General features: G+C 70.5%; 21 protein-coding genes and 1 pseudogene. 13 read left to right on the forward strand and 9 right to left on the reverse strand.

Annotated features, from left to right (window positions below; translation table 11 throughout):
- Positions 1-15: 15 nt before the first annotated feature.
- Positions 16-519 carry an ATP-binding protein gene (locus tag DKM19_RS19640; protein ID WP_162641621.1) on the reverse strand — a complete coding sequence of 168 codons (504 nt, stop codon included), beginning with the start codon at positions 517-519 and terminating at the stop codon, positions 16-18.
- Positions 520-751: 232 nt separating this feature from the next.
- Between DKM19_RS19640 and DKM19_RS19645 the strand changes: the two genes are divergently transcribed.
- The 3 genes from DKM19_RS19645 (at position 752) to DKM19_RS19655 (ending at position 3,544) form a co-directional block, all read left to right on the forward strand.
- The gene (locus DKM19_RS19645) at positions 752-988 is read left to right on the forward strand and encodes a DUF397 domain-containing protein (protein WP_110697193.1); all 237 of its coding nucleotides are present in this window, start codon (positions 752-754) and stop codon (positions 986-988) included.
- Between the two features lie 117 nt (positions 989-1,105).
- Entirely contained in the window at positions 1,106-2,011 is a 906-nt protein-coding gene (locus tag DKM19_RS19650; protein ID WP_110697195.1) for a helix-turn-helix transcriptional regulator, read from the forward strand.
- A 60-nt stretch (positions 2,012-2,071) separates the two neighbouring features.
- Positions 2,072-3,544 (forward strand): SDR family oxidoreductase, encoded by a 1,473-nt coding sequence (locus DKM19_RS19655; RefSeq protein WP_110697197.1) that lies wholly within the window; start codon positions 2,072-2,074, stop codon positions 3,542-3,544.
- A 13-nt stretch (positions 3,545-3,557) separates the two neighbouring features.
- Here DKM19_RS19655 and DKM19_RS19660 read toward each other — a convergent pair whose 3' ends face one another.
- Together DKM19_RS19660 and DKM19_RS19670 are read right to left on the reverse strand one after the other, a co-directional pair.
- The gene (locus DKM19_RS19660) at positions 3,558-4,103 is read right to left on the reverse strand and encodes a DUF6886 family protein (RefSeq protein ID WP_110697199.1); all 546 of its coding nucleotides are present in this window, start codon (positions 4,101-4,103) and stop codon (positions 3,558-3,560) included.
- Between the two features lie 608 nt (positions 4,104-4,711).
- On the reverse strand, positions 4,712-5,254 hold the full coding sequence (locus DKM19_RS19670; protein ID WP_162641623.1) for a TetR/AcrR family transcriptional regulator: 543 nt from the start codon (positions 5,252-5,254) through the stop codon (positions 4,712-4,714).
- A gap of 84 nt (positions 5,255-5,338) precedes the next feature.
- Between DKM19_RS19670 and DKM19_RS19675 the strand changes: the two genes are divergently transcribed.
- Positions 5,339-7,852, forward strand: a complete 2,514-nt coding sequence (locus tag DKM19_RS19675) for a molybdopterin-dependent oxidoreductase (RefSeq protein WP_110697204.1) — start codon at positions 5,339-5,341, stop codon at positions 7,850-7,852.
- A gap of 117 nt (positions 7,853-7,969) precedes the next feature.
- The gene (locus DKM19_RS19680; protein ID WP_110697206.1) at positions 7,970-8,890 is read left to right on the forward strand and encodes a xanthine dehydrogenase family protein subunit M; all 921 of its coding nucleotides are present in this window, start codon (positions 7,970-7,972) and stop codon (positions 8,888-8,890) included.
- Between the two features lie 31 nt (positions 8,891-8,921).
- On the opposite strand, the gene DKM19_RS19685 is transcribed toward DKM19_RS19680, so the two are convergent.
- Positions 8,922-10,337: an FAD-dependent oxidoreductase gene (locus DKM19_RS19685; RefSeq protein ID WP_110697208.1), complete on the reverse strand. Its 1,416-nt coding sequence runs from the start codon at positions 10,335-10,337 to the stop codon at positions 8,922-8,924.
- Positions 10,338-10,410: 73 nt separating this feature from the next.
- Here DKM19_RS19685 and DKM19_RS19690 point away from each other — a divergent pair, with 73 nt between their 5' ends.
- Positions 10,411-11,328 carry an AraC family transcriptional regulator gene (locus tag DKM19_RS19690; protein ID WP_110697210.1) on the forward strand — a complete coding sequence of 306 codons (918 nt, stop codon included), beginning with the start codon at positions 10,411-10,413 and terminating at the stop codon, positions 11,326-11,328.
- A 42-nt stretch (positions 11,329-11,370) separates the two neighbouring features.
- On the opposite strand, the pseudogene DKM19_RS19695 reads toward DKM19_RS19690, so the two are convergent.
- Positions 11,371-11,520, reverse strand: a pseudogene (locus DKM19_RS19695) (aldo/keto reductase); the annotation flags it as partial.
- Between the two features lie 59 nt (positions 11,521-11,579).
- Here DKM19_RS19695 and mug point away from each other — a divergent pair.
- Together mug and DKM19_RS19705 are read left to right on the forward strand one after the other, a co-directional pair.
- A complete protein-coding gene (gene mug / locus DKM19_RS19700; protein WP_369989362.1) occupies positions 11,580-12,170 on the forward strand; it encodes a G/U mismatch-specific DNA glycosylase in 591 nt (196 codons plus the stop codon).
- 301 nt (positions 12,171-12,471) lie between these two features.
- Complete coding sequence (locus tag DKM19_RS19705; RefSeq protein ID WP_204358874.1) at positions 12,472-12,999, forward strand: YetF domain-containing protein; 528 nt, start codon at positions 12,472-12,474, stop codon at positions 12,997-12,999.
- Positions 13,000-13,085: 86 nt separating this feature from the next.
- On the opposite strand, the gene DKM19_RS19710 is transcribed toward DKM19_RS19705, so the two are convergent.
- From DKM19_RS19710 to DKM19_RS49560, 4 genes are all read right to left on the reverse strand, one after another.
- Positions 13,086-13,775: a response regulator transcription factor gene (locus tag DKM19_RS19710; RefSeq protein ID WP_204358875.1), complete on the reverse strand. Its 690-nt coding sequence runs from the start codon at positions 13,773-13,775 to the stop codon at positions 13,086-13,088.
- Complete coding sequence (locus tag DKM19_RS19715; protein ID WP_204358876.1) at positions 13,772-14,917, reverse strand: sensor histidine kinase; 1,146 nt, start codon at positions 14,915-14,917, stop codon at positions 13,772-13,774. The genes DKM19_RS19710 and DKM19_RS19715 overlap by 4 nt, the downstream gene beginning before the upstream one ends.
- Before the next feature lie 169 nt (positions 14,918-15,086).
- A complete protein-coding gene (locus tag DKM19_RS19720) occupies positions 15,087-16,025 on the reverse strand; it encodes a cyclase family protein (RefSeq protein ID WP_110697214.1) in 939 nt (312 codons plus the stop codon).
- 179 nt (positions 16,026-16,204) lie between these two features.
- Positions 16,205-16,582: an STAS domain-containing protein gene (locus tag DKM19_RS49560; RefSeq protein WP_162641624.1), complete on the reverse strand. Its 378-nt coding sequence runs from the start codon at positions 16,580-16,582 to the stop codon at positions 16,205-16,207.
- A gap of 276 nt (positions 16,583-16,858) precedes the next feature.
- Between DKM19_RS49560 and DKM19_RS19730 the strand changes: the two genes are divergently transcribed.
- The 5 genes from DKM19_RS19730 to DKM19_RS19750 all read left to right on the forward strand — a co-directional run bounded on the left by DKM19_RS19730 (position 16,859) and on the right by DKM19_RS19750 (position 21,940).
- Positions 16,859-18,196 carry a PP2C family protein-serine/threonine phosphatase gene (locus DKM19_RS19730; RefSeq protein WP_110697218.1) on the forward strand — a complete coding sequence of 446 codons (1,338 nt, stop codon included), beginning with the start codon at positions 16,859-16,861 and terminating at the stop codon, positions 18,194-18,196.
- 249 nt (positions 18,197-18,445) lie between these two features.
- A complete protein-coding gene (locus DKM19_RS19735; RefSeq protein WP_110697220.1) occupies positions 18,446-19,351 on the forward strand; it encodes an ABC transporter ATP-binding protein in 906 nt (301 codons plus the stop codon).
- Entirely contained in the window at positions 19,348-20,205 is an 858-nt protein-coding gene (locus tag DKM19_RS19740; RefSeq protein WP_239514335.1) for an ABC transporter permease, read from the forward strand. Before DKM19_RS19735 ends, DKM19_RS19740 begins: the two co-directional genes overlap by 4 nt.
- A gap of 92 nt (positions 20,206-20,297) precedes the next feature.
- On the forward strand, positions 20,298-21,068 hold the full coding sequence (locus tag DKM19_RS19745) for an ABC transporter permease subunit (RefSeq protein ID WP_110705824.1): 771 nt from the start codon (positions 20,298-20,300) through the stop codon (positions 21,066-21,068).
- Positions 21,069-21,202: 134 nt separating this feature from the next.
- The gene (locus DKM19_RS19750) at positions 21,203-21,940 is read left to right on the forward strand and encodes a hypothetical protein (protein ID WP_110697222.1); all 738 of its coding nucleotides are present in this window, start codon (positions 21,203-21,205) and stop codon (positions 21,938-21,940) included.
- The last annotated feature ends 60 nt before the right edge of the window (positions 21,941-22,000 follow it).

The following is a 22,000-nucleotide window of genomic DNA, read 5'->3' on the forward strand; positions in this document are numbered from 1 at the left end:
GGATGGGCCGGATCGTCAGTGGCAGGCCTCCAAGTGACGCGCTCCCCGGGGAGGAAGGGCGAAGGCCGCCCACACGGCCTTGCCCCGCGTCTCCAAAGGAGCCCAGCCCCACATCTCGCTGACCCCCTGGACGACCTGCAGACCGCGGCCGCCCTCCGCCTCGTAGTCGGGTTCGCGCAGGCAGGGTCCCTGGTCACTGGGGTCGGTGACCGCGCACAGCACCGAGAGCTCGGTCTGGCACAGGATCACCCTGATATCCGGAGCGGTCCGGGGGTGGACGGGGCTCCGCGTGCCGTGGCGCACGGCGTTGGTCACCAACTCGGACACCACGACGCCGGTGTCGTCGATCAGGTGCTCCAGCCCCCACGTCCGCAGGGCGGCGGAGGTGAACTCGCGGGCGGTGCGTGCCGCGTAGGGGTCGTGACGGAGGCTCCACACGGTCATCTGGAGCCGGCCGATGTGGCTTTCGCCATCCGCCCACGGCGGCATGCCGCCTGGTGGGAGCATGTGATCAAGCATCGACAACCACCGTTCCCATCCTCCGATCTCGGCTCGGACGGGTGCGGCTTCATGTCTTTGACAACCAGTCATCGGCGACCTTGGGGAGGAGTGGCGATCGCGTAACGAAGGCAATCCGTCCAGTCATCTTGCACGTGATGATGTGCATAAGCAAGTACGGATGCACGTGCATCTGCACAAAAAGCTATATGCTCGTACATATGTTCCCCTGCCTAACGGGTGAGAGGCGAGGATGAATCAGCTGTACAGCGGCATGTCGGCGGCTCGGCTGGACGGGGTCGTCTGGCGCAAGAGTCACTTCAGCAATCCCAGCGGCAACTGCGTGGAAGTCGCCGAACTGCCCGACGGCAGGATCGCGATGCGTAACTCCCGCGATCCGGAGGGGCCGGCGTTGATCTACACTCGCGGTGAGGTCGACGCCTTCGTCAGGGGTGCGAAAAGTGGCGATTTCGATGACCTGATTATCTGAATTGGTTGAAGAATAAAGTTCTATCTAGCCGGAAATGTGCAATTGGAGGTACCGTAAGGGATCTCGATGGCACGAAGAGTAGGTAAAGGCTCGCATTCCGCGCTCGAAGGACTGTAGATGATCACACCTCACGCAGACGGTGAGCGAGTCAGCCCAGCGCCGGTGGTCTCACTCCGCGGCAGTTCGACCGTGTTGAGGATCGTGCTGGGCGCGCAGCTCCGCAGGCTCCGCGAGCGGCGCAACATCACGCTGGAGGCGGCGGGGCACGCCATCCGCGCCTCGCACTCGAAGATCAGCCGCATGGAGCTCGGCCGGGTGAGTTTCCGGATCAGGGACGTGGCCGATCTGCTCACGCTGTACGGCGTGACGGAGGAGAGCGAGCGAGAGCCCCTGCTGGCCCTCGTCGGCCGGGCCAACGTCACCGGCTGGTGGCACAACTACAACGACGTCCTGCCCAGCTGGTTCGAGACGTACGTGGGCCTGGAGGAGTCGGCCACCGTCATCCGCAACTACGAGGTCCAGTTCGTGCCCGGCCTGCTCCAGAGCGAGGGCTACGCGCGAGCCGTGATCCGGCTGGGGTTCCCCTCCGCCTCCGAGGAGGAGCTGGAGCGGCGCGTACGGCTGCGCATGGCACGCCAGAGACTGCTGCACGGCGCGGATTCACCCCATGTATGGGCCGTGCTGGACGAGGCGGTGCTGCGCCGTTCGCTCGGCGGGGCCGAGGTGATGCGGGGCCAGATCGACCACCTCCTCGCGGCGCTCGACCTGCCCAACGTGACCGTCCAGATCGTGCCGTTCAGCGTCGGCGGCCACGCCGCGGCGGGCGGGCCCTTCAGCATTCTGCGGTTCTCCCAGTCCGATCTGCCCGACGTGGTCTACATGGAACAGCTGACCAGCGCGGTCTATCTGGAGAAACGCGAAGAGGTGGACAGCTACCTCGAGGTGATGGAGCGCCTGTGCATCGAGGCCGAGCCGGCCTCTCGCACTCGGGAGATCCTTCTCCAGATCCGCGAACAGTTATAAGAAAAGCCGTTAAATAGCCAAGTCGGCAACCAGTCGGCCGGGTCGTACGAAAATGATTAAATGAAATGTCTCGTGACCGGCGCGACCGGATACATCGGAGGACGGCTCGTTCCCGGACTCCTCGACGCGGGTCACGAGGTCCGCTGCATGGTGCGGTCGGCGGGCCGCCTGCGCGACCAGCCGTGGGCCTCCCGCGTGGAGATCGCGGAAGCCGACGCGACCGACGCGGAGCAGACGAGGAAGGCGCTCGACGGGGTCGAGGTGGCCTACTACCTCATCCACACGATGGGCGGGGGAAGCGACTTCGCCGACGCCGACCGCCGCGCGGCCACCACGTTCGCCGCCGCGGCCAAGGAGGCGGGGGTGGGCCGCATCGTCTATCTCGGCGGCCTCGCGCCCAACGAGGAGCTCTCGCCCCACCTGCGGTCCCGCGTCGAGGTCGGGGAGATCTTCCTGGACTCCGGGGTGCCCGCCGTCGTGCTGCGGGCGGCCGTCATCATCGGATCGGGTTCGGCCTCCTTCGAGATGCTGCGCTATCTCACCGAGCGGCTGCCCGTGATGACGACTCCGCGGTGGGTGAGGACCAGGACGCAGCCCATCGCGATCCGCGACGTCCTGCGCTACCTCGTGGCCTGGGCGTCCGTCGAGAAGGAGGTGAACCGCTCCTTCGACATCGGCGGCCCGGACGTGCTGACCTACGCGGACATGATGACCGTCTACGCCGAGATCGCGGGCCTGCCCCGCCGCGTGATCATCCCGGTTCCGATGCTCAGCCCCGGTCTGTCGAGCCACTGGGTGGGGCTGGTCACCCCCGTCCCCGCGGGGCTGGCCCGCCCGCTGGTGGAGTCGCTGCGCAACGAGGCGGTCTGCCGCGAACACGACGTCGCCGACTACGTCAAGGATCCGCCGGGCGGCCTGATCGGGCTGAGGGAGGCCGTCGAGCTGGCGCTGCAACGGATCAAGGAGGCCAAGGTCCTCACGCGCTGGTCCTCGGCCTCGACCCCGGGAACGCCGAGCGACCCGCTGCCGACCGACCCCGACTGGGCGGGCGGCAGCCTCTACGTCGACGCGCGGGCCCGTCGCGTCAAGGCATCCCCGCAGGCACTCTGGACGGTGATCGAGTCGATCGGCGGTGAGAAGGGCTGGTACTCCCTGCCCCTCGCCTGGCACCTCCGCGGACTCCTCGACCGGTTCGTCGGCGGCGTGGGACTGCGCCGCGGACGCCGCGATCCCCGGCGGCTGCGGGTGGGCGACTCCGTCGACTTCTGGCGGGTGGAGGAGGTCGAGCCCGGACGCCTGCTGCGCCTGCGCGCGGAGATGCGCCTGCCCGGCCTCGCGTGGCTGGAACTGCGGGTGCTCCGGCACGAGGGCGAGACCGTCTACGGCCAGCGTGCGATCTTCCACCCGCGCGGTCTGGCGGGCCATCTCTACTGGTGGTCGGTCACGCCCTTCCACACCCTGATCTTCGGCCGGATGCTGCGCAACGTGGCGGTCACCGCCGAGCACGACGCCCCGCCCCCGGAAACCTCCTGAGCGGTCCGCTCCTTCAGCCGGCGTCCGGCCGTGGACGGGCGTACCGCAGGCGGATTCCGCTGAAGCCGAGGGTGCTCGCGGTCACGGCGTCCCAGAATCCCCACAGATTGTCGAGTACGCGTAGTTGGATGCCCGCGCCGTCGTGTAGCCGCAGAAGGTCGCCGACCGGTTCGGGCGGGCCGAGGGGCTCGACCGGTTCGGTGGCCACGACCGCGTGCGACACCGGCTCGCCGATCGGCGTGAAACGGGACGCGGGGAGCCGATAGGCGAACAACCGAACGCTGAGAAGCCTGTCGACCCAGCCGTGCTCGATCGCATGGACACGGTCGCCACCGCCAGGACCCAGGACGTGTTCCCGGTCTGCTGCCGACGTCGTGGGGATAGTCCATGCCATCGCGCGCGGGCAGTCGCGAGGAAACCAGTAGTCCGGGGCGCGGGCACCGTCGACGGCCCAGACGTAGGCCTTCGACTGCATCGCGGTGGCGGCGACATGAGGGACGAAACGGGTGATCGTTGGGTCTTCCGAGAAGTGCAGCACTTCGCCTGATTCAGGACGCATGCCACAGGTCTATCTCACCGCCCTCTCCGGCCACCGGCTGCAAGGCCATGCCTCGGGCTCGCCGGCGACCGCTCGGGCGACGGCCACGTCGCTCTCGCTCATGCCGGATTGATCTCCTCTTCGGCTGAGGGCCGGAGATTCCCCGCGCCAGATCACACGGCCTCTTGCAGAGCGCGTGATCTGGCACGAGGTGGTTGACGCTTCACAGACCCGCCCGATGGCTGGAGGTCTCCACGTCCTGTGACCGCCGATCCGGCGGCTGTTCTGTTTGCCGATGCGTATCTCGGGCTCTTGGAGGGGAGCTGGCGGGCTGGGTGCGCCGAGGGCACCGGAGGGGAGACCTGTCCTCCCTCCTCCGCCGACGCCAGGGCGTCGCGGGTACGTAGCGCGTCGTAGCGCGTGGCGGCGGTCAGCAGGGTGAACCGATGCTCAAGCTCATCTGGAGGGGTCATGGACCACATATCTCGTCAAGCCACCCTGACGCCAAGATGCCTTGACGATAAATCGCGGCGCCCACGCTGCGATGCCCGGTCGATGTCGGGGGCCTGCGAGCGGCGGAATTGCGATTCTTGGGCCGCGGCCCAAGAATCGCCTGTGGCGCGGGAGTGTCAGGGCGTGACGAGGACGTCGATGACGTCCGTGTGGCTGATCCCCTTGTGGGAGAGGTGCCCGGCCGCGGCGAGCTGGGCGAGGCCGTGGGCGGTGGAGAGCAGGGCCATCATCCCGGCCTTGGAGGCGGCCTGATCGCAGGTGACCTCCATGCCGAGCGCCGCCATCACCTCGTCGATCGCCGCCTCGAGCTCCGGGTGGTCCCCGATGAGGAAGTCGGAGGCGAACACCAGCCGGTATTCCTCGGGGTGCTCCATGGCGTACTCGACGTAACCCGTGTAGAAGGCCCGCATCCGCTCCACGCGGCCGTCGCGCTCTAGGACCGCCCCGGCGACGTGCGCGCTGAGGTCGGTGACAACCCGGAGGGCGAGGGCGGCGAGCAGCGCGGTCTTGTCGGCGAAATGTCGATAGGGGGCCATCCGGGACAGACCGGTCTGGTCGCCGACGGCGCGCAGCGTCACGGCGTCGAGGCCCTCTTCTCGCAGCAACCTCAGCGCGCTGTCGACCAGTCGTGTTCTGGTGTCGTCCACCACGTCGTTCACCTTCTCACAGCTCCTGATGTTGACAACGTCAACGTCCGGGGCCGACACTGTCAGTGCGATGTTGACAACGTCAACTGGAGAGCTATGAAGATTATTCTGAACGGTGTCCCCACCGTGGTGGACGCCCACTCGGACGACGTGGTCGTGGACGTCCTACGCGAGGGCCAGGGTCTTACCGGGGCCAAGGCCGCCTGCCGTACCGGAGTCTGCGGCGCGTGCACGGTCATGGTGGACGGCGTCCCCCAGGCGAGCTGCCTGCTGCCGGCCGCCGCGGCGCGGGAGCGCGAGATCACCACCGTCGAGGGACTGGACCACCCCGTCCAGCGGGCCTTCGCGGTCCACGACGGTCTGCAGTGCGGCTACTGCACGCCGGGTTTTGTGGTGGAGGCCGCGGCCTTCGTCGACGCCTGGCGGGCGAGCCACGGCGACGTCGCGCCGCCGCGCGAGCGAATCGCCGCCGCCATGGCCGGGCACCTGTGCCGGTGCGGCGCCTACCAGGGGATCTACGCGGCGATCGCCGCCGCCTGCCGGGGAGAACACGACGGCGACACCGGGGCCCCCGCCAGGGTGGAGGCGATGGACAAGGTCACCGGCCGCGCCCGCTACACCACGGACGTCCGCCTGGACGGCCAGCTGGAGGGGGTGATCCTCCGCTCCACGAGGGCGCACGCCCACGTCACCGCGGTGAAGGTGGACGCCGCCCACGTGGTCGACCTGCTGCCGCCCGACCGGATCGTCCGCTACGCGGGGCAGCCCGTGGCCGCCGTCGCCGCTCCCACGCGCCGGGAGGCACTGGCGATCGCGGAAGAGGCGGAGATCGGCTACGACCCGATCCCGGCCGCGCTCGACGACGCGCCCGGCGCCCCGGTCGTCTACGACGAGCACACCAGGAAGCAGGCCCCCAGCGCCAGCGAGGGGCTGGAGCTGCCCGGCCCCTGGAACGGCAACGTGCACGGCCCCTTCACCAGGGCGAGCTGGCGAGGCCGTACCGCCGTGAAGCGGATCGAGGCCGCGCGCGGGGCCGCCGACCCCCGCCTGGTGACCGGTACGTTCACCACCGCCGTGCAGGTTCACACCCCGCTGGAGCCGCACGCGTGCGTGGCCCGCTGGGACACCGGCGGCGACCTCCACCTGCACCTGTCCACCCAGAGCGTCGGCCTGGTAGCCGAGCAGGCCGCCAAGCGGTGGAACCTGCCCGCGGAGCGGGTCCGGGTCGTCGCCGATCACGTCGGCGGCGCCTTCGGGGCCAAGAACGGGATCACCGCCGAGACGATCGCGGCCGTCGAGCTCGCGCGGGCCTGCGGCGCGCCGGTCCGCGTGGTGTTCAGCCGCGCCGACGAGCTCACCGACGCCGGCAACCGGCCCGGTACCCGGACCACGCTCGAACTGCTCACCGACGACGGGGGAGACCTCGCGGCCCTCACCGTGGACGTCCACGGCCGCGGCGGAGTGTCCGTCGGGTCGGCCGTCGCGGTGTTCGCCCGTCTCATGTACGGCACGGCGCCCCGGCGGCTCCGCGACTACGACGTGATCACCAATGAGCCGCCCGGCACGCCGTTCCGCGGGCCGGGGGCGCCGCCCATGCTGTGGGCGCTGGAGCAGGCGGTCGACGAGGTCGCCCACCGCCGCGGCGAGGACCCGATCGCGCTGCGCCGCCGCTGGGACGGCAACCGCAAGCGGCACGCCCTCTACGACTGGGCCATAGCCCTGCCCGCGTGGGCGGGCCGGACCGCGGCGGGCTCGCAGGAGGGTCGCTTCCGCCGGGGCATCGGGGTGGCCGCCGCCAACTGGGCCTACATGCTCGACCCCGGTACGGAGGTCGAACTCCAGGTCGAGGGTGACGTGGTCGTGGCCCGCACCACGACCCAGGACATCGGCACCGGCATCCGCAGCGTCATCGCCGAGATCCTTCGCGAGGAGCTCGGCCTGCCCGCCGAGCGCGTCCGCGTCGAGATCGGAAGGACGGGCACCGTGCACGGGCCGCCCTCCATCGGCAGCCGCACCACCACCTCGGTGGCCCCCGCCGTACGCGACGCCGCACGACGCCTGCGGGAGCGGGGACTGACCGACGGCGCCAGGGTCGTCGGCAGGCGCAGGCGCGACCGGCGCGGCTACGTCACCCCGATCGCGGTGGGCGGCATGGCGCTGGGCCGGGGCTTCAGCGGGGCCGTCCACGTCACCGAGGTCGAGGTCGACACCCGATTCGGCACCGTCAGGCCGCTCCGCGTGTGGGCCGGCATCGCGGTCGGTCACATCTACGCCGAGCGGCTGGCGCGCAGCCAGTGCGAGGGCGGCATCGTCCAGGGCATCGGCTACGCGCTGTACGAGGAGCGCCACGTCGATCCGGTGACGGGGACCGTGCTGACCGCCAACCTCGACGACTACCGCATCCCCGGCATCGGCGACACCCCCGAGATGACCGTCCACTTCCACCAGGACGGGTGGGAGCACGTCAACGGCCGCGGCGTCGGGGTCGGCGAGGTCTCCACGATCGGCGTGGCCGCCTCGGTGGGCAACGCCGTCCACAACGCCACCGGCTGGCGCCCCCACGACCTGCCCATCCGGCCCGACCGGCTCCTTGAGGGGATGCGGAAATGACAGTCCCCATCGACCTCGGCCGGCTCCCTTGGCCTGATCGGCTTCACGGAGGGATGCGGAAATGACCTCGTCCATCGGCATCGGCCGGCATCTCCGGCTTCTCGAAGGGATCGGACGATGAGCGTCCCGACAGACATCGGCGAGATCTCCCGGCGTGGAGGCGAGTTCCGCGCGGGCGGCACCGACCTGATGGCCCGCCTCCCGGCAGGGCCGTACGTCGACCTGCACGACCTTCCCGGCCTGTCCGGCATCACCTGGCAGCCGGACGGCTCAGCCCGGATCGGCACGCTGACCACGGTCGCGGAGCTCGCCGGCGACGAGCGGCTCCGCGCCGCCCACCCCTCCCTGGCACTGACGGCCGGGGCGCTGGCCACGCCCCAGATCCGGGCGGTGGCCACCGTCGGCGGAAACCTGCTCCAGCGCAACCGCTGTTCGTACTACCGCAACCCGTCCTTCTCCTGCCACCAGAGCGGAGGCGACTCCTGCCCGGCCCGCGCGGGGCTCACCCTCTACTCCGCGGTGATCGACACCGGCCCGTGCGTGGCCCCGCATCCGTCGTCACTGGCGATGGCGCTGCTCGGCTGCGACGCGTCCGTCGAGGTGCACGGCAGGGCCCCGTTCGGCGTCGGCGAGCTGTACGGAGACGGCTCCGACCCGACCCGCGACCACCTGCTCGGCCCGGGGGAGATCCTCGTGGCGATCGACCTGCCTCCGTCCGTGCCGGGGGAGCGGGCCGCCTACCACCGGGCGATCGCCAGGTCAGAGGCCGAATGGCCGCTGGTGGAGGCGGCGGCGCGGCTGGTCGTGAGCGGCGAAAGGATCACCTTCGCCGCGGTGGCCGTGGGCGGCGTCGCCCGCGTTCCGCTGCGACTGCCCGAGGTGGAGGAGGCCCTCCTCGCCGGTGAGACCCTCGACCACGCGGCGGCGCGGGCCGCCGTCCGATGTGCGCCGGCGGCCCAGAACGGCTACAAGGTCGCGCTGCTCACCGGGACGGTCCTGGAGGTCCTGGAACGCGCCTTCGGTGCGGCGCGGGGGTGAGGTTCCCCGGTCGGGAGCGAGGCTGAACGGGTTACACGTCGGCGGTTTGCGGCGCGTCGACACGCACGATGGTGGCCAGCACCTCGTTGAACGCCTCGGTCGAGGTGGGATGGTTGTACACCGCATCACGCAGCTCGCTCGCCGTGATGCGGTGCCGGATGGCCAGCGCGACCGTGTTGATCAGCTCCTGGGCATCGACGCTCAGCAGCACCGCACCCAAGATCTCGTCGGTGTCGGCGTCGATCACGAACTTCATGAAGCCGCGGGTCTCCTCCATGATGTAGGCCCGCGGCATCGCCACGATCTCGGCCACCGGCTCACTGGCGATCTTCACCCGGTATCCGGCCGCGCGGGCCTCGGTCTCGGTGAGCCCGACGGTGGCCAGCGGCGGGGTCATGAACAGGGTGCGCGGCACCGCGACCCGATCCGACACCGAGCGCCGGCCCTCGCCGAGGAGCTGATCCACAACGACCCGGCTGTCATCGAGGGACAGATAGGTGTGCTGCGGCCCGCCGCGCACATCGCCCAGCGCGTAGATATGCGGCCGGCTGGTCCGCAGATACTCATCGACCTCGATCGCCCCGTGCGCGGTGGTGCGGACCCCGGCGGCCTCCAGTCCCAGGCCGCGGGTCGCCGGCGCGCGACCGGTGGCGGCCAGGATGGCATCGACGTCCAGGGTGTGCCGGCGGCCGTCCTTTTCGTAGAGGACGCTCGCGCCGGTCTCGGTGTCGCGGACCTCGCTGACGTGCGCACCCTTGATGATCTCGATGCCGTCGCCGGTGAGGATGGCCTCGGCGACGGCGGCGGCCTCGTCGTCCTCGCGTCCCAGGATCCGCGGTGAGGCCTCCAGCAGGGTGACCTGGGCGCCGAACCGGCGGTAGATCGAGGCGAACTCGATGCCGATGTAGCCGCCGCCCACGATCGCGAGCCGCTCGGGCAAGACCGTGGTCTCGATCAGTGCGGTGCTGGTCAGGGTGTGCTTGCTCTCGGCCAGGCCGGGGGTGTCCGGGATGACCGTCTCGGCGCCGGTGTTGATCAGGATGGTTGTGGCGGAGACCAGCAGGCGTTCGCCCCCGGCGTCGACGGCGACGGTGTGCGGATCGAGGAAGGTGGCCCGGCCGGTGAGGACCGTTGTGGTCTCGGCACCGTTCAGCGCCTCGTAGTTGCCGCGGCGAAACAGCGCGGTGAGGGCTTGGACCTGCTCGACCGAGCGCGCGTACCACTCCTGCGGCGGGTCGCTCTTTCGGCGTTTTTCGGCGTGGTGGACCAGTGCCTTGGTCGGTACGCAGCCGACGTTGGGGCAGGTGCCTCCGTACATCCGTTCCGACTGCTCGACGAGCACGACGCGCTTGCCGAGGCGGCCCATGGTCTTGGCGACGGCCTTGCCGCCCTTGCCGAAACCGATGACAAGAAGATCGGCGTGAAGAGTGTCGTTGGTGGTGTCCATGCCTCCAGTCTCGATATGTAGAATTGAGCTCACAAGGCTTATTAATCTCAATTTTCCTCGCGAGCGTCTCATCATGGATTCAGTCAGTCACCTCGTCCGCCTGGCGAGACTGCAGGCGATCCTGGACAAGCGCTGCCTTCTCGCCGGCGCGACCGTCATGGACGTGCCCCCGCAGGGCGAGGGCAAGGCGCACTTCCACGTCCTGCTCGACGGCTCGTGCGTGCTCGAGCTCTCCGATCGGCGCATCGAGCTTCAGCCGGGCGACGTCGTGCTCCTTCCCCGTGGCACGCCGCACCGCATCCGCACCACCGGAGCCGGGCACGAGCAAGGAGTGATCGAAACTCCCGGTGGCGCGTTCTCCACCATCCGCAGCCGAGCGGGTGAGAGCGTGATCGACCTCTTCTGCGGGCACTACTCGTTCGGTCCCGGCGCGGGCGCCATGCTCTTTCGGAGCCTTCCCGACCCCTTGCGCGTCTCCTTCGCGGAATCCGGCGAGGCGAATGAGAACGTTCGGATGCTGAGCGCGATCATGCGACGGGAGGCGCAGAACGATGGGCCCGGCACCGCGGCCATCCTCTCTGCCCTCTGTAACGCGCTGCTCGCGATGGTGCTGCGGAAGTCGAACGGACGACTCGCCGAGACAGCGCTGTGGACCGCCTCCCACGACGAGCGGATCCGTGCCGTCATCGACGAGGTGTTTCAAGACCCCGGCGCCGACTGGCCGATCGCGCGCCTCGCACAGGTGGCGGCGATGTCGCGGGCCACATTCATCCGGCACTTCTCCCACAGCACCGGAATGACCGTCGGCGCGTTCCTCACCCACATCCGGTTGATGACCGCGGCCGAACTTCTCGCCGACACCGAGCTCACGGTCGCCTCGGTCGCCACCGAAGTCGGCTACCGTTCCGAGTCCGCGTTCAGCCGGGCATTCCGCCTGGCGACCGGGTCGACGCCGGCCCGGTTCCGCCGGAATCTCGAACACGCGGCATGAACGATGCCGCCGGCCTTGGCCGCTGTCGGCGGGCAGGCCCGTTCACTTGATGGCCGCGGTCGGCTCGGCGACGTCGTCAGTCAGCCGGACGCTCGCGGCGGCCACGTTCTGCTCCGGATGCTCAACCGATGATGTGCCCGGAACGGGCAGCATGACCGGAGAGCGGCGCAACAGCCACGCGAGCGGGAGCTGCCAGGATTCTCCCCTTCCCTCCGGGCAGGGGAGAATGAGCGAGCCGGCTCCCGAGAGCGTTGTCCGAAGAATGCGAGTACGCCATCGAGACGCGTCCCCACCTGAAAGATGTCGTCGCCGAGGGGCTGGATGTCGTTTTCGTCGGCATCAACCCCGGGCTTGCGTCGATGACCCGAGGGCACAGTTTCGCGACACCGGGAAACCGGATGTGGCCTGCTCTATACCGTTCCGGGTTCACGCCTCGCCTCTTTCGTGCCGAGGAAGAGCGAGATCTCCTGCTTCTCGGTGCCGGTATCACCAGCATCGTGCGCAGGCCGACGGCTCGGGCGGCCGACCTCACCCCGCAGGAGTACGTGGAGGGAGGCAGGGACCTGGTCAAGAGGATGGAGTCCTTGCGGCCCAGGTGGCTGGCTCTGCTGGGCGTCACCGGCTACCGCTCGGCGTTCGGCGTCTCCGGTGCGGTGGTCGGCCTGCAGTCTGAGATCATCGGCGGTGCGCGCGTATGGGTCCTTCCGAATCCCAGCGGCCTCAATGCTCACTATCCGCCTCAGGCCCTCGCGGTCGAGTTCGCCAGGCTCCGCGTGGCGATCGGACTGCCGGACCGTTCGGGAATCCTGGGCGACGGCCCGTTCGATACCCCGCAGCCGTAGTAGCCGGGCAGGTTCCTCGGCGCGGTCCGCGGCCGGCTTCCATGGTCGCAGGTCGCCCATGACGACTTCGTCCGGCGAGCCTCTGCTCATGCCACCTTCACGATCCGTCCTCGTGACGCCCGGCGTTGCCTGCAAGGCGCTTCACCATGGTCGAAGCGAGGCACGTTTAGCCTGGTCGTATGAGACAGCCATCGCAATCCGCACCACCCTGGGCCGTGACCGGCCAAGACTCCGGCATCGCCGGTCCGGGGGGCCGCCGGATCCTGCTCGCTCTCGACGGCGCCGGCTGAGGGTGGCCGTCGTGGACAGCTTCGGCGACGCCCTGATCGGCGACTGGCACCGTGCGGCCCATGCCGCGGTCAAGGCGATTGCGCTGTTCCTGACCGCCGCGGTGGCGTTCCGGCTCACCGAGCGCCGGACCATGGCGGAGTTCGCCCCGTTCGACTGGGTCGCCGCCGTCGCGGTCGGCGCCATCGTGGGGCGCACGGCCACCGCGACCGACGCCTCATGGCTGACCGGCACCGCGGCGCTGCTGGCCCTGCTCGCCGCCCACGCGGCCATCACCAGGCTGCGGCTCCTGCCGGCCATCAGCCGCCTGGTCGACCCACCACTGCGGATCCTGATCCACGACGGGCACGTCAACCTGCGCAACCTGCGCCGTTGCGGACTCACCAGAGCCGACCTCGACGCCGTGCTCCGCCAGCACGGCCACCACAGTCCGGACGGCATCCACCTCGCGATCTTCGAGGCCAAGGGCGCCGTCTCCGTTCTGCCGCACCCCCCGACCGCACCACCGGACCCGGCCGCTCCACCCGGGGGCGGACGGTAGCGCCGCGATGGCGCGGCTGAGCTGTTCACCCTCCAATGTGGTCGAGGTTTTACGGTCGCCGTACGGGATCCGGCGCCGGCAAGGACCTAGCGGGGCGGGCGCGGCGCCGCCGAGACCAGGCCGGTCTCGTAGGCGACGATGACAAGCTGGGCCCGGTCACGGGCGGCGAGCTTGCCCAGCAGATGGCCCACGTGCGTTTTCACGGTCGCGAGGCTGAGGCTCAGATGGCCGGCGATCTCGGTGTTGGACAGCCCCCGGGCGATGAGGGTGAGCACGTCGCGTTCACGGCCGGTGACGCCGCCGAGCTCGCGTGCGAGCGGCCGCGCGGGCTCGGGGTGCCTGGCGAACTCCGCGATGAGGCGCCGCGTCACCGTCGGGGCGAGCAGCGCCTCGCCGGAGGCGACCACGCGGATCGCCGTCAGCAGCTCGCCCGGCGGAGTGTCCTTGAGCAGGAACCCGCTGGCCCCCGCGCGCAGCGCCGCGTAGACGTACTCGTCCAGGTCGAAGGTGGTGAGCATGAGCACGCGCACGCCCGCGGTGCCGGCCGGGCCGCAGATGCGCCGGGTCGCCTCGATGCCGTCCATCTCCGGCATGCGCACGTCCATGAGCACCACGTCCGGGGACTCGCGGCGGGCCAGGTCGACGGCCTCGATACCGGTCCCTGCCTCGCCGACCGCGACCAGGTCGGGCGCGGTGTCCACCAGGATGCGGAAGCTGCCGCGCAGCAGCGCCTGGTCATCGGCGACCAGCACGCGGATCACACGGTCCTGGGTCATGCGGTCTCCCCGTACGGCAGGCACGCCGACACCCCGAAACCGCCCTCGGGCCGGCGCCCGGCCGTGAAGGTCCCGCCGTACACGGCGACCCTCTCCCGCATCCCGATCAGCCCGTGGCCGGGCCGTCCCGGCAGAACCCGCCCGCCCGGCCCGTCGTCGGTCACCTCGATCCTGACCGTGCCCCGGGCGTCCTCGACCGTGACACGGCACCGGGCGGGGGCGGCGTGCCTGACCACGTTGGTCAGCGCCTCCTGCACGATCCGGTAGACCGACAGCTCGACTCCCTCCGGCAGGTCTGCCGCCCGGACGTCCAGCGCGACGTGGACCCCGGCCATCGCCGCCTGGTCGGCCAGGACGGGCAGGCCGGCGAGGCCGGGGGAGGGGGAGAGATCGGGCGGCGCGCCGGAGTCCGAACGCAGCACGCCAAGCAGCTGGCGCATCTCGGTCAGCGCGTCCCGGCTCGTGATCTCGATGACGCGCAGCGCGTCCCTGGCCTCCTCCGGCCGGGCCGCCGCGACGTGGTTGGCGATCCCCGCCTTGACCGCGATCAGGCTCATGCTGTGCGCGACGACGTCGTGCAGCTCGCGGGCGATGCGCAGGCGCTCCTCGGTGACCGCCCGGCCAGTGAGCTGCCCGGCCCAGCGCGCCGAGTGCGCGCGCCGCTCGCGCACCACGCGGCCCGCCGTCCAGGCACCGCCCAGCACCGCCACACCTCCCAGCAGCACCCCGAAGACGTGCGGCGATGGCCGGGGAGCGCCCGCCAGCGACAGCATGAGCACGGCCGCCGCGCTGAGCGCCCCGACCACGACCGTGGGTTCCCGGCGGCGAGGGCGCCGGGTCAGCGCGACCATGTAGAGCGCGAAGGCGGCCGCGGCGAACCCGTCGTACACCACGCCGAGGGACACGGACAGCAGGGACATCGCGGAGACGACCCCCAGGACGGGGAGAGGCCACAGCCTTCGCACGGCGAGCGGAAGCCCGGTCCCGGCGACGATCAGGAGATGCCCCCACGAAGGCACGTCCGTGGCGGCACGCGTGCCGGCGAACGACAGGACGACGATGGTGTATCCCACCGCGGCCAGGGCGTCGAACATGATCAGCTGGTTGTCGCTCCACCGACGGAGGAAGAGGGAGTCGTCCACGTTGAGACGGTATCGGGCTGGATCTCGCCGGGCCTCCCCCTGAGGGATGTCGTCCCCGGGGATGACATCGCCGGGATGCCGCCGAGCACCATCGCATCGGCCCGATCTCGGTCAAGGGGCGTCGATGTCGCGAATGGCTGGATCCGGCTGCCCGGCCGGATCCGCGCACTCAGAATGTGGCGATCGGGTTGACCGGGCTGCCGGACGTACCGGCGAAGCGGACCGGCGCGACTGCGAGCTGGAAGTCCCACTGGCCGAGCTCGGCGGCCGTCGTCGCGCACGCCTCCAGGTCGCAGTTGTCGAGCAGCCACAGACCCATCGCGACGAGGCTCACGGCGTGAACCGGCATCAATACGTCTTCGTACCCCGACGGCTGAACGTCCTGGGGGGTGTCGGCGCCGATCAGCGCGACCCCCCGTTCGTGCAGCCACGGCAGGCAGGACGCGTGCCAGCCGGCCTGCGTGAAACCGCCGGCCTCACCGGCCTCGTGCCGGAAGCGGCCATAGCCGGTCCGCAGGAGCACCGCATCGCCGGGTCGCACCCGCACACCCTGGCGACGCTCGGCCTCCTCGAGATCTTCGGGAAACACACCCTGCCCCGGCTCCAACCACGGCACATCGCGGACCTTCGCGATGTCCAGCAGGACGCCACGCGTGATGATCCCGTTCGCCGCCGCCGTGACGGCCGCCCACGCCGATCCCGTTGCGGCGTCGACCAACGAGTGCGACCGCCCGTTGTACATCGTGCCGTCCCAGAAGATGTGGCACGGCGAGTCGACGTGGGTGAGGGTGTTGCCGTGGAACGTGATGCCGAGCCGCTCGGACGAAAAGCCCCAGCGCCGGTCGTTGTGGAATTCGGGCACCGGCATGTTCTCGGCACCCGGCATGTCGGCGGCGCACGGGCACGTCGTCGTCGACCGCTCCATGTCTTTCGGTACGGCGACCTCCCATGCGCACGACACGCTCCTGCCATGGCGCACGGCCCGCGCCGCCGCCAGCCGGACGTCGTCGGTGATGTGGTTCAGAGTGCCGAGCTCGTCGTCGTCGCCCCACCGTCCCCAGTTCGACAGCGTGCTGAAATATCCGAGCACGTCGTCCTGTGTGGGCATCGGCCGCCCTGCCGTCATCCCAGCATCGACTCCTCAGGTCACGTGGTTCGAGGCACCGCAGGCAGGATATCCCGCCCTCTCCCTTGACCTGACCTCGCCGGAGCGACGGTGTGAGCGACCTCGCGGCGGCGTTGCGGGCCGGCATCGGCCGACCCCGGTGAGGATCACGTCACGAGGGCTCAGGCGGTGGGCGAGGAATCCGGGTGCCGCAGTGCGTGTGCCAGGGTGGGCTGGATGTCGAACAGGTGCACCAGCCCGGTGATGGTCAGGCGGCGATGCAGGTTGGCGTCCACCCCGGTGAGGATGAGATGGATCTCGGCGGTGCGGGCCTGCTGGAAAGCCACGAGGAGTCCGGAGATGCCGGAGGAGTCCCAGAAGGACACCTGCGACACCTCGATGACCAGTGTGGAGAGGCGAGGCGTGGCCAGCGCGGCTTCGATCTCCCGCTGGAACCGAGGCGCCCGTTCGAAGTCCAGTTCGCCGTCCGCGTGCATGACCAGCGTGCCGACACGGGTGGCGGCGGTGAGAGGGAAGCTCGGCTCGGCGGGGTCGTCCATCGTGATGATCAAATCTTTCTGAGCGGGACTACCGGACGGATGGCTATCTGGAGGGCTGCTCCTTTCTACCTGATTGTTCCCTCTTGTAGCCTGCGACGTATTGGTGTCACGACCGCAGCCGGTGGCCAGAGCCGATGACCGTAACCACTTTCCCCGACCGGCCATCGAGGCGGAGATGACCATAAGCTTGCAGGAAATGACGAGCATCCAGCGCCCGGAGCCGTCTTCGCCGACGAGGTCGCCCCGGTCGCTGCCCAGAGCAAGGCAGGAACATCGGTGAGTGCGGCTGCTGTCCGGTTCAAAGGACCCGAGGACCTGCCCCCTGAGGTGTTCGACCGCGTGCGGTTGGCGGCGGTGCGCGCCAGTGGCCTGCTGGACACCGCTCCGGAGCCGGTGTTCGATGACCTGGCCGGCCTGGCCATCACCATCACCGGTGCGCCGATGGCCTTCGTCACCGTGGTCGATGAGCGGCGCTCGTTCTGGAAAAGCGTGATCGGTCTGGGTGAGTTGCCGATCGAGAAGCGGCAGAACGCGGCGGAGGCGAGTTTCTGCCATCTGGTGGTGGCCGCCGACGGGCCGCTGATCGTGACCGACGCGGCCACCGACGAGCGGGTGCGTACGATCTCCTCGGTCACCGAGATGGGGATCGGCGCCTGGGCCGGCTACCCCATCCACTCTCCGGACGGCCAGGTACTCGGCACGTTCTGCGTGGTGGACTCCACTCCCCGCGACTGGACCGAGACGCAGATCAAGACGCTGGCCACCCTGGCGCGCGCGGTCACCGGGGAGATCGCCCTGCGTGGTGCGCTGGAGCACATGCGAACTCAGGTGGCGGACCTGCGGGCGACATCTCAGGCGGCGGCCGCGCTGGCGCGCACCTTGCAGGACAGTTTGCTGCCGCCGAAGCTGGCCGAGCCGCCCGGTATCGAGGCCGCCGCCCGCTACCTGCCCGCCGGCCAGGGCGTCACCGTGCTGGGCGACTTCTACGATCTGTTCGCGGCCTCGCCCTCCCGCTGGTGTGTGGTCATGGGCGATGTGGCCGGTCACGGGGTGGAGGCGGCCAAGGTCACCGCGCTGGCCCGCTACACCGTGCGCGCCGACGCGCCCCATCACATCTCCTCCAGTCGTGTGCTGGAGCAGCTCAACACCGCGTTGCTGGCCCAGCGGGTGAGCGCCCAGCGGTTCCTCACCGCCGTCTGCGCGATCTTCCGCACCGACGGGGTGGGCATCACCGGGGTGCTGAGCACGGCCGGGCATCCTTCGGCGCTGGTGCGTCACGCCGATGAGAAGGTGGAGGAGTTGCGCTCCGCCGGAGCGATGCTGGGAGTCTTTCCCGACGCGGGCCTGGCCAACACCCGGTTCACCCTGCACCCGGGAGAGGTGCTGCTGTTCTACACCGACGGCGTCACCGAAGCCCGCCGACCGGCCGATGGGGAGATGTTCGGCGAGGAGCGCCTGCACGCGTTGCTGGCCGACTGCGCCGGCCTGGACGCCGCGGCCGTCGTGGAGCGCATCAGCGAGACCGTCCTGGCCTACTGCGCACACGACTCCGTCGACGACATCGCCCTGCTGGCACTGCGCGTCCCGCCCGCCGGTGGGGCTGAGGAGCGGTAGGGATCGTTGCTGGGGCGCCGCCCGCGCCCCGCTCCGGCAGATGGGTGTGGTCGGCGCGGGAGAAGCCCCGGAAAGCGGCTACCGGCATCATCCGGGGCGGATCCACCTGCCTGGCCTCACCCTGGGGGATGTCGTCCCCGGGGCCGATGTCGCCGGGATGGGGCGCCCGCCGTCGGGCCAGGGGTTGAGCGTGAAGTCCCGGCTCCGGCCCGACGCGCCGCGGACCCGCCGTACGCGACGCTCGACGACATGATCGAAATCAGGGACCTGACCAAACGGTACGGCACGACCGTCGCCGTGGACGGGCTGTCGTTCGAGGTGAGGCCGGGACTCGTGACCGGCTTCCTCGGGCCGAACGGCGCCGGAAAATCCACCACCATGCGCGTCCTGCTCGGCCTGGACGCCCCCACCTCCGGGCAGGCCCTCGTCAACGGCCGCCGCTACGCCACGATCCGGCGCCCGATGTACGAGGTCGGCGCGCTGCTCGACGCGAACGCCGCGCACGGCGGCCGCAGCGCCTTCAACCACCTGCGCTGGCTGGCGCGGAGCAACCGCATCGGGGTGTCTCGAGTCGTGGCCGTCCTGGAACAGGTGGGACTGGCCGGGGTCGCCCGCAAGCAGGTCGGCGGGTTCTCCCTCGGCATGCGGCAGCGGCTGGGCATCGCAGCGGCGCTGCTCGGCGACCCCGGGGTGCTGCTGTTCGACGAGCCGGTCAACGGGATGGACCCGGAGGGCGTGCGGTGGATCCGCCACCTGATGCGCTCGCTGGCCGCCGAGGGGCGCACCGTCCTGCTCTCCAGTCACCTGATGAGCGAGATGGAGCTCACCGCCGACCGGCTCGTGATCATCGGGCGCGGCAGGCTGATCGCCGAGACGTCGGTTCAGGACCTGGCCGCCCGCCACGACCGGGGCGTGCTGGTGCGCTCCCCGCGCGCCGCCGAGCTCACGGAGGTGCTGCGGGCCGCCGGCGCGACGGTCGGGGAGGAACCGGGGCGGGGACTGGTCGTCAGGGGACTGGACGTCGCGGAGATCGGCGACCTGGCCGCGGGCAACGGCCTCGCCGTACACGAGGTGACCCCGCGCGGCGCCTCCCTGGAGGAGGCGTACCTGGAACTCACCGATGACAGCGTCGACTACCGGGCGGGTGGACGGTGACGGCCATCCCACGGGACGGCGGGGACCGGGAGCGCGGGCTGCCGGGTGGCCCGGTGATCGTCGACGCGCTCGCCTCGGAGTGGTTGAAGCTCCGTTCCACCCGTTCCACCCGGTACATCCTCGCCACGGTCGCGGCCTTCGTGGTGCTGCTCGCCGGGTTCGCCTTCTACGTGGGCAGCCTCTGGGACGGCCTGCCGCCCGAGGGACGGGTCACCGTGCGCGCCGCGCAGCCGGAACAGATCGTCCTCCTGCCGGTGCAGATCTGCATGGCGGTGCTCGGCGTCCTCGCGTTCACCTCGGAGTACGCCACCGGCATGATCCGCAGCACTTTCACGGCGCTGCCGCACCGGATCGTGGTGACGGCGGCCAAGGCGGCGGTCGTGGCCGCCTTGGCGCTCGTCGTCGGGCAGGTGAGCGTTTTCGGGACGTTTCTCATCGGCAGGGCGATCGTCGGCGACCGTCCCATCCGGGGTTTCACGGCGCCCCTGCCGGAAGAACTCCCCAAGATGCTCGCCACCGGGATGTCTGTGGTGGTGCTCGCCCTGATCGGGCTCGGCCTCGGCGCCGTTCTGCGGTCCACCGCGGGGGCGGTCACGAGCGTCGTCGTCATCCTGTACGTCGTTCCCCGCTTTGTGATCTCACTGCCTGATCCGTGGAACGCCCGGATCGGCTCGGTGCTGCCGGAGGACCTGACCCGCCAGCTCGCGGGGGAGGTCCCCATAGCGGTCGGTCTCGGAAAGGCGGGGGCCGGGATCGGTCTGTCCCCACCGGCGGCGCTCGCCGTGATGGCCCTGTACGCGGTTGTCGCGGTCGGCCTGACCGCCCTCGCGCTCTCGCGAAGGGACGTCCGGTGAAAGGGGCCCGGCCTGGGACGGGGAGAGAGGCGGCCGTCGCGCCGGTCCGCGGGATGCCGGACGACCGCGGCGCCGGCGCGAAGGGACGTACGGTGACCGACGCGCTCGCCTCCGAGTGGCTGAAGCTCCGTTCGGTCCGCTCCACCTGGTACGTCCTCGGCGTGGTCGCCGTGACCGTCCCGCTGGCCGCCTTTCTCGCCAGGCAGGGAGTGGACGCCTGGGACGGCCTGCCGCCGGCGCGGCGGGCCGGATTCCAGGGCCAGGCCATGGAACAGGCCCTGCTGCCGCTCGTCCAGCTCTGCCTGGCGGTGCTCGCCGTACTGGCCATCACCCCGGAGTACGCCACCGGAATGATCCGCACCAGTGTCACCGCCGTACCACGCCGGAGCGCGCTGCTGGCGGCGAAGGCGGCCGTCGTCGCCGCGATCTCCCTCACCGCCGGACAGGTGGCCGTGGGGGCCGTGTTCCTCGCCTGCCGGGCGATCGTCGGTGATCGGCCCATCCCGCCCGGGTACACCACCGGGGTCTCCGAGGAGATTCCCCTGGTGCTCGCCTCGGGCCTGTCGGTGGCCGTGATCGCGCTTGTCGCCCTCGGCCTGGGAGCGGTCATGCGATCCACCGCCGGAGCGATCGTCGCCGTCTGCGTCCTGCTGTTCGTGCTGCCTCTGGCGGTGAACCTCCTCGCCGATCCGTGGAACGACCGGATCGCCTCGGTGCTGCCCTCCAACCTCGCTGCCCAGCTCGTGGATCATCCATCGGCGGTGGGAGGTCTGCCGCCGCCCGGCGCGCTCGCCGTACTGTCGGCATACGTGATCGTGGCCCTCGGTGCGGGAGCGGTCGTGCTCGCGAGAAGGGACGCGTGACCTGGGGGCCTGCCACCTGTGCCCGCAGTACGGCGATCTCCCCCTCCGGCCGATTGCGCTCCCCGCGCGGAGGGAGTTGGATCGATGGGATTTCGTCCGGCGAGGATTACGTCGCTCGCGGAAGAAGGACAACGATGGACATCGATCAGGCATCACCTCCGGTCCGCGGCCGGAGGGGGTTCGCGAGCCCGGCGCTGGTGCGGTTGCTGGCGGGACTGGCCCTGGTCTTCACCGTGACGGTCCCGATCGGCGGTATCGCCTTCGCCGTGAACGGCGCGACGCAGGCTCATGGTTACATCACCGTCCCGGTGCAGGTCCGTTCCATCGACAGCCTGCGGATCCCGCTCACCGAGGGCGCGGGGGCCGACGCCGAGCACCCCTTGCGCCAGTCGGCCGAGATCTCGGGCATCCTCCTTCGTCTTCCCGGATCGTCGGGAAGCAACCGGTTGGAGGCGGACACCGGCACGGTCATGCTGACCGCGTGGGACTCCACGGTGGTGGAGCAGCTCGCCGGGCGCGGTGACGTCGCATTGGTCGGCGTGTGCGCCGGGCTCGGGGCGCTGCTGCTCCGCACGCTGCTGCTCTCCATCGCCGCAAGGCGCCCTTTCCGGTCCGGCAACGCCGCCAGGCTCGGCGCGATCGCCGGCCTGATCATGGTCGCCGCCGTCTCGACGGAGGTGTTCCCTCACGTGGCCGGCGACCTCGTGCTGACCCGCCTCGGGCTCGGCGGGCCGGACAGCCCGGTGAGCGCGCCGCCCGCCCTTTCGCCCGGCCTGGTCGTCCCCCTTCTGATATCGCTGGTCGTGCTCGCATTCGCCGAAGGGTTCCGTCAGGGTGCCGAACCGGCCCGGGACACCGGAGAGCCGGTCTGACACCCCGCTCGAACGACGGTCCGGTTGTCACCGCACCCGTTCAGGGCGCCACCGGGAGAT

Source organism: Streptosporangium sp. 'caverna' (assembly GCF_003203775.1).
GTDB classification, from domain to species: Bacteria; Actinomycetota; Actinomycetes; order Streptosporangiales; family Streptosporangiaceae; genus Streptosporangium; species Streptosporangium subroseum.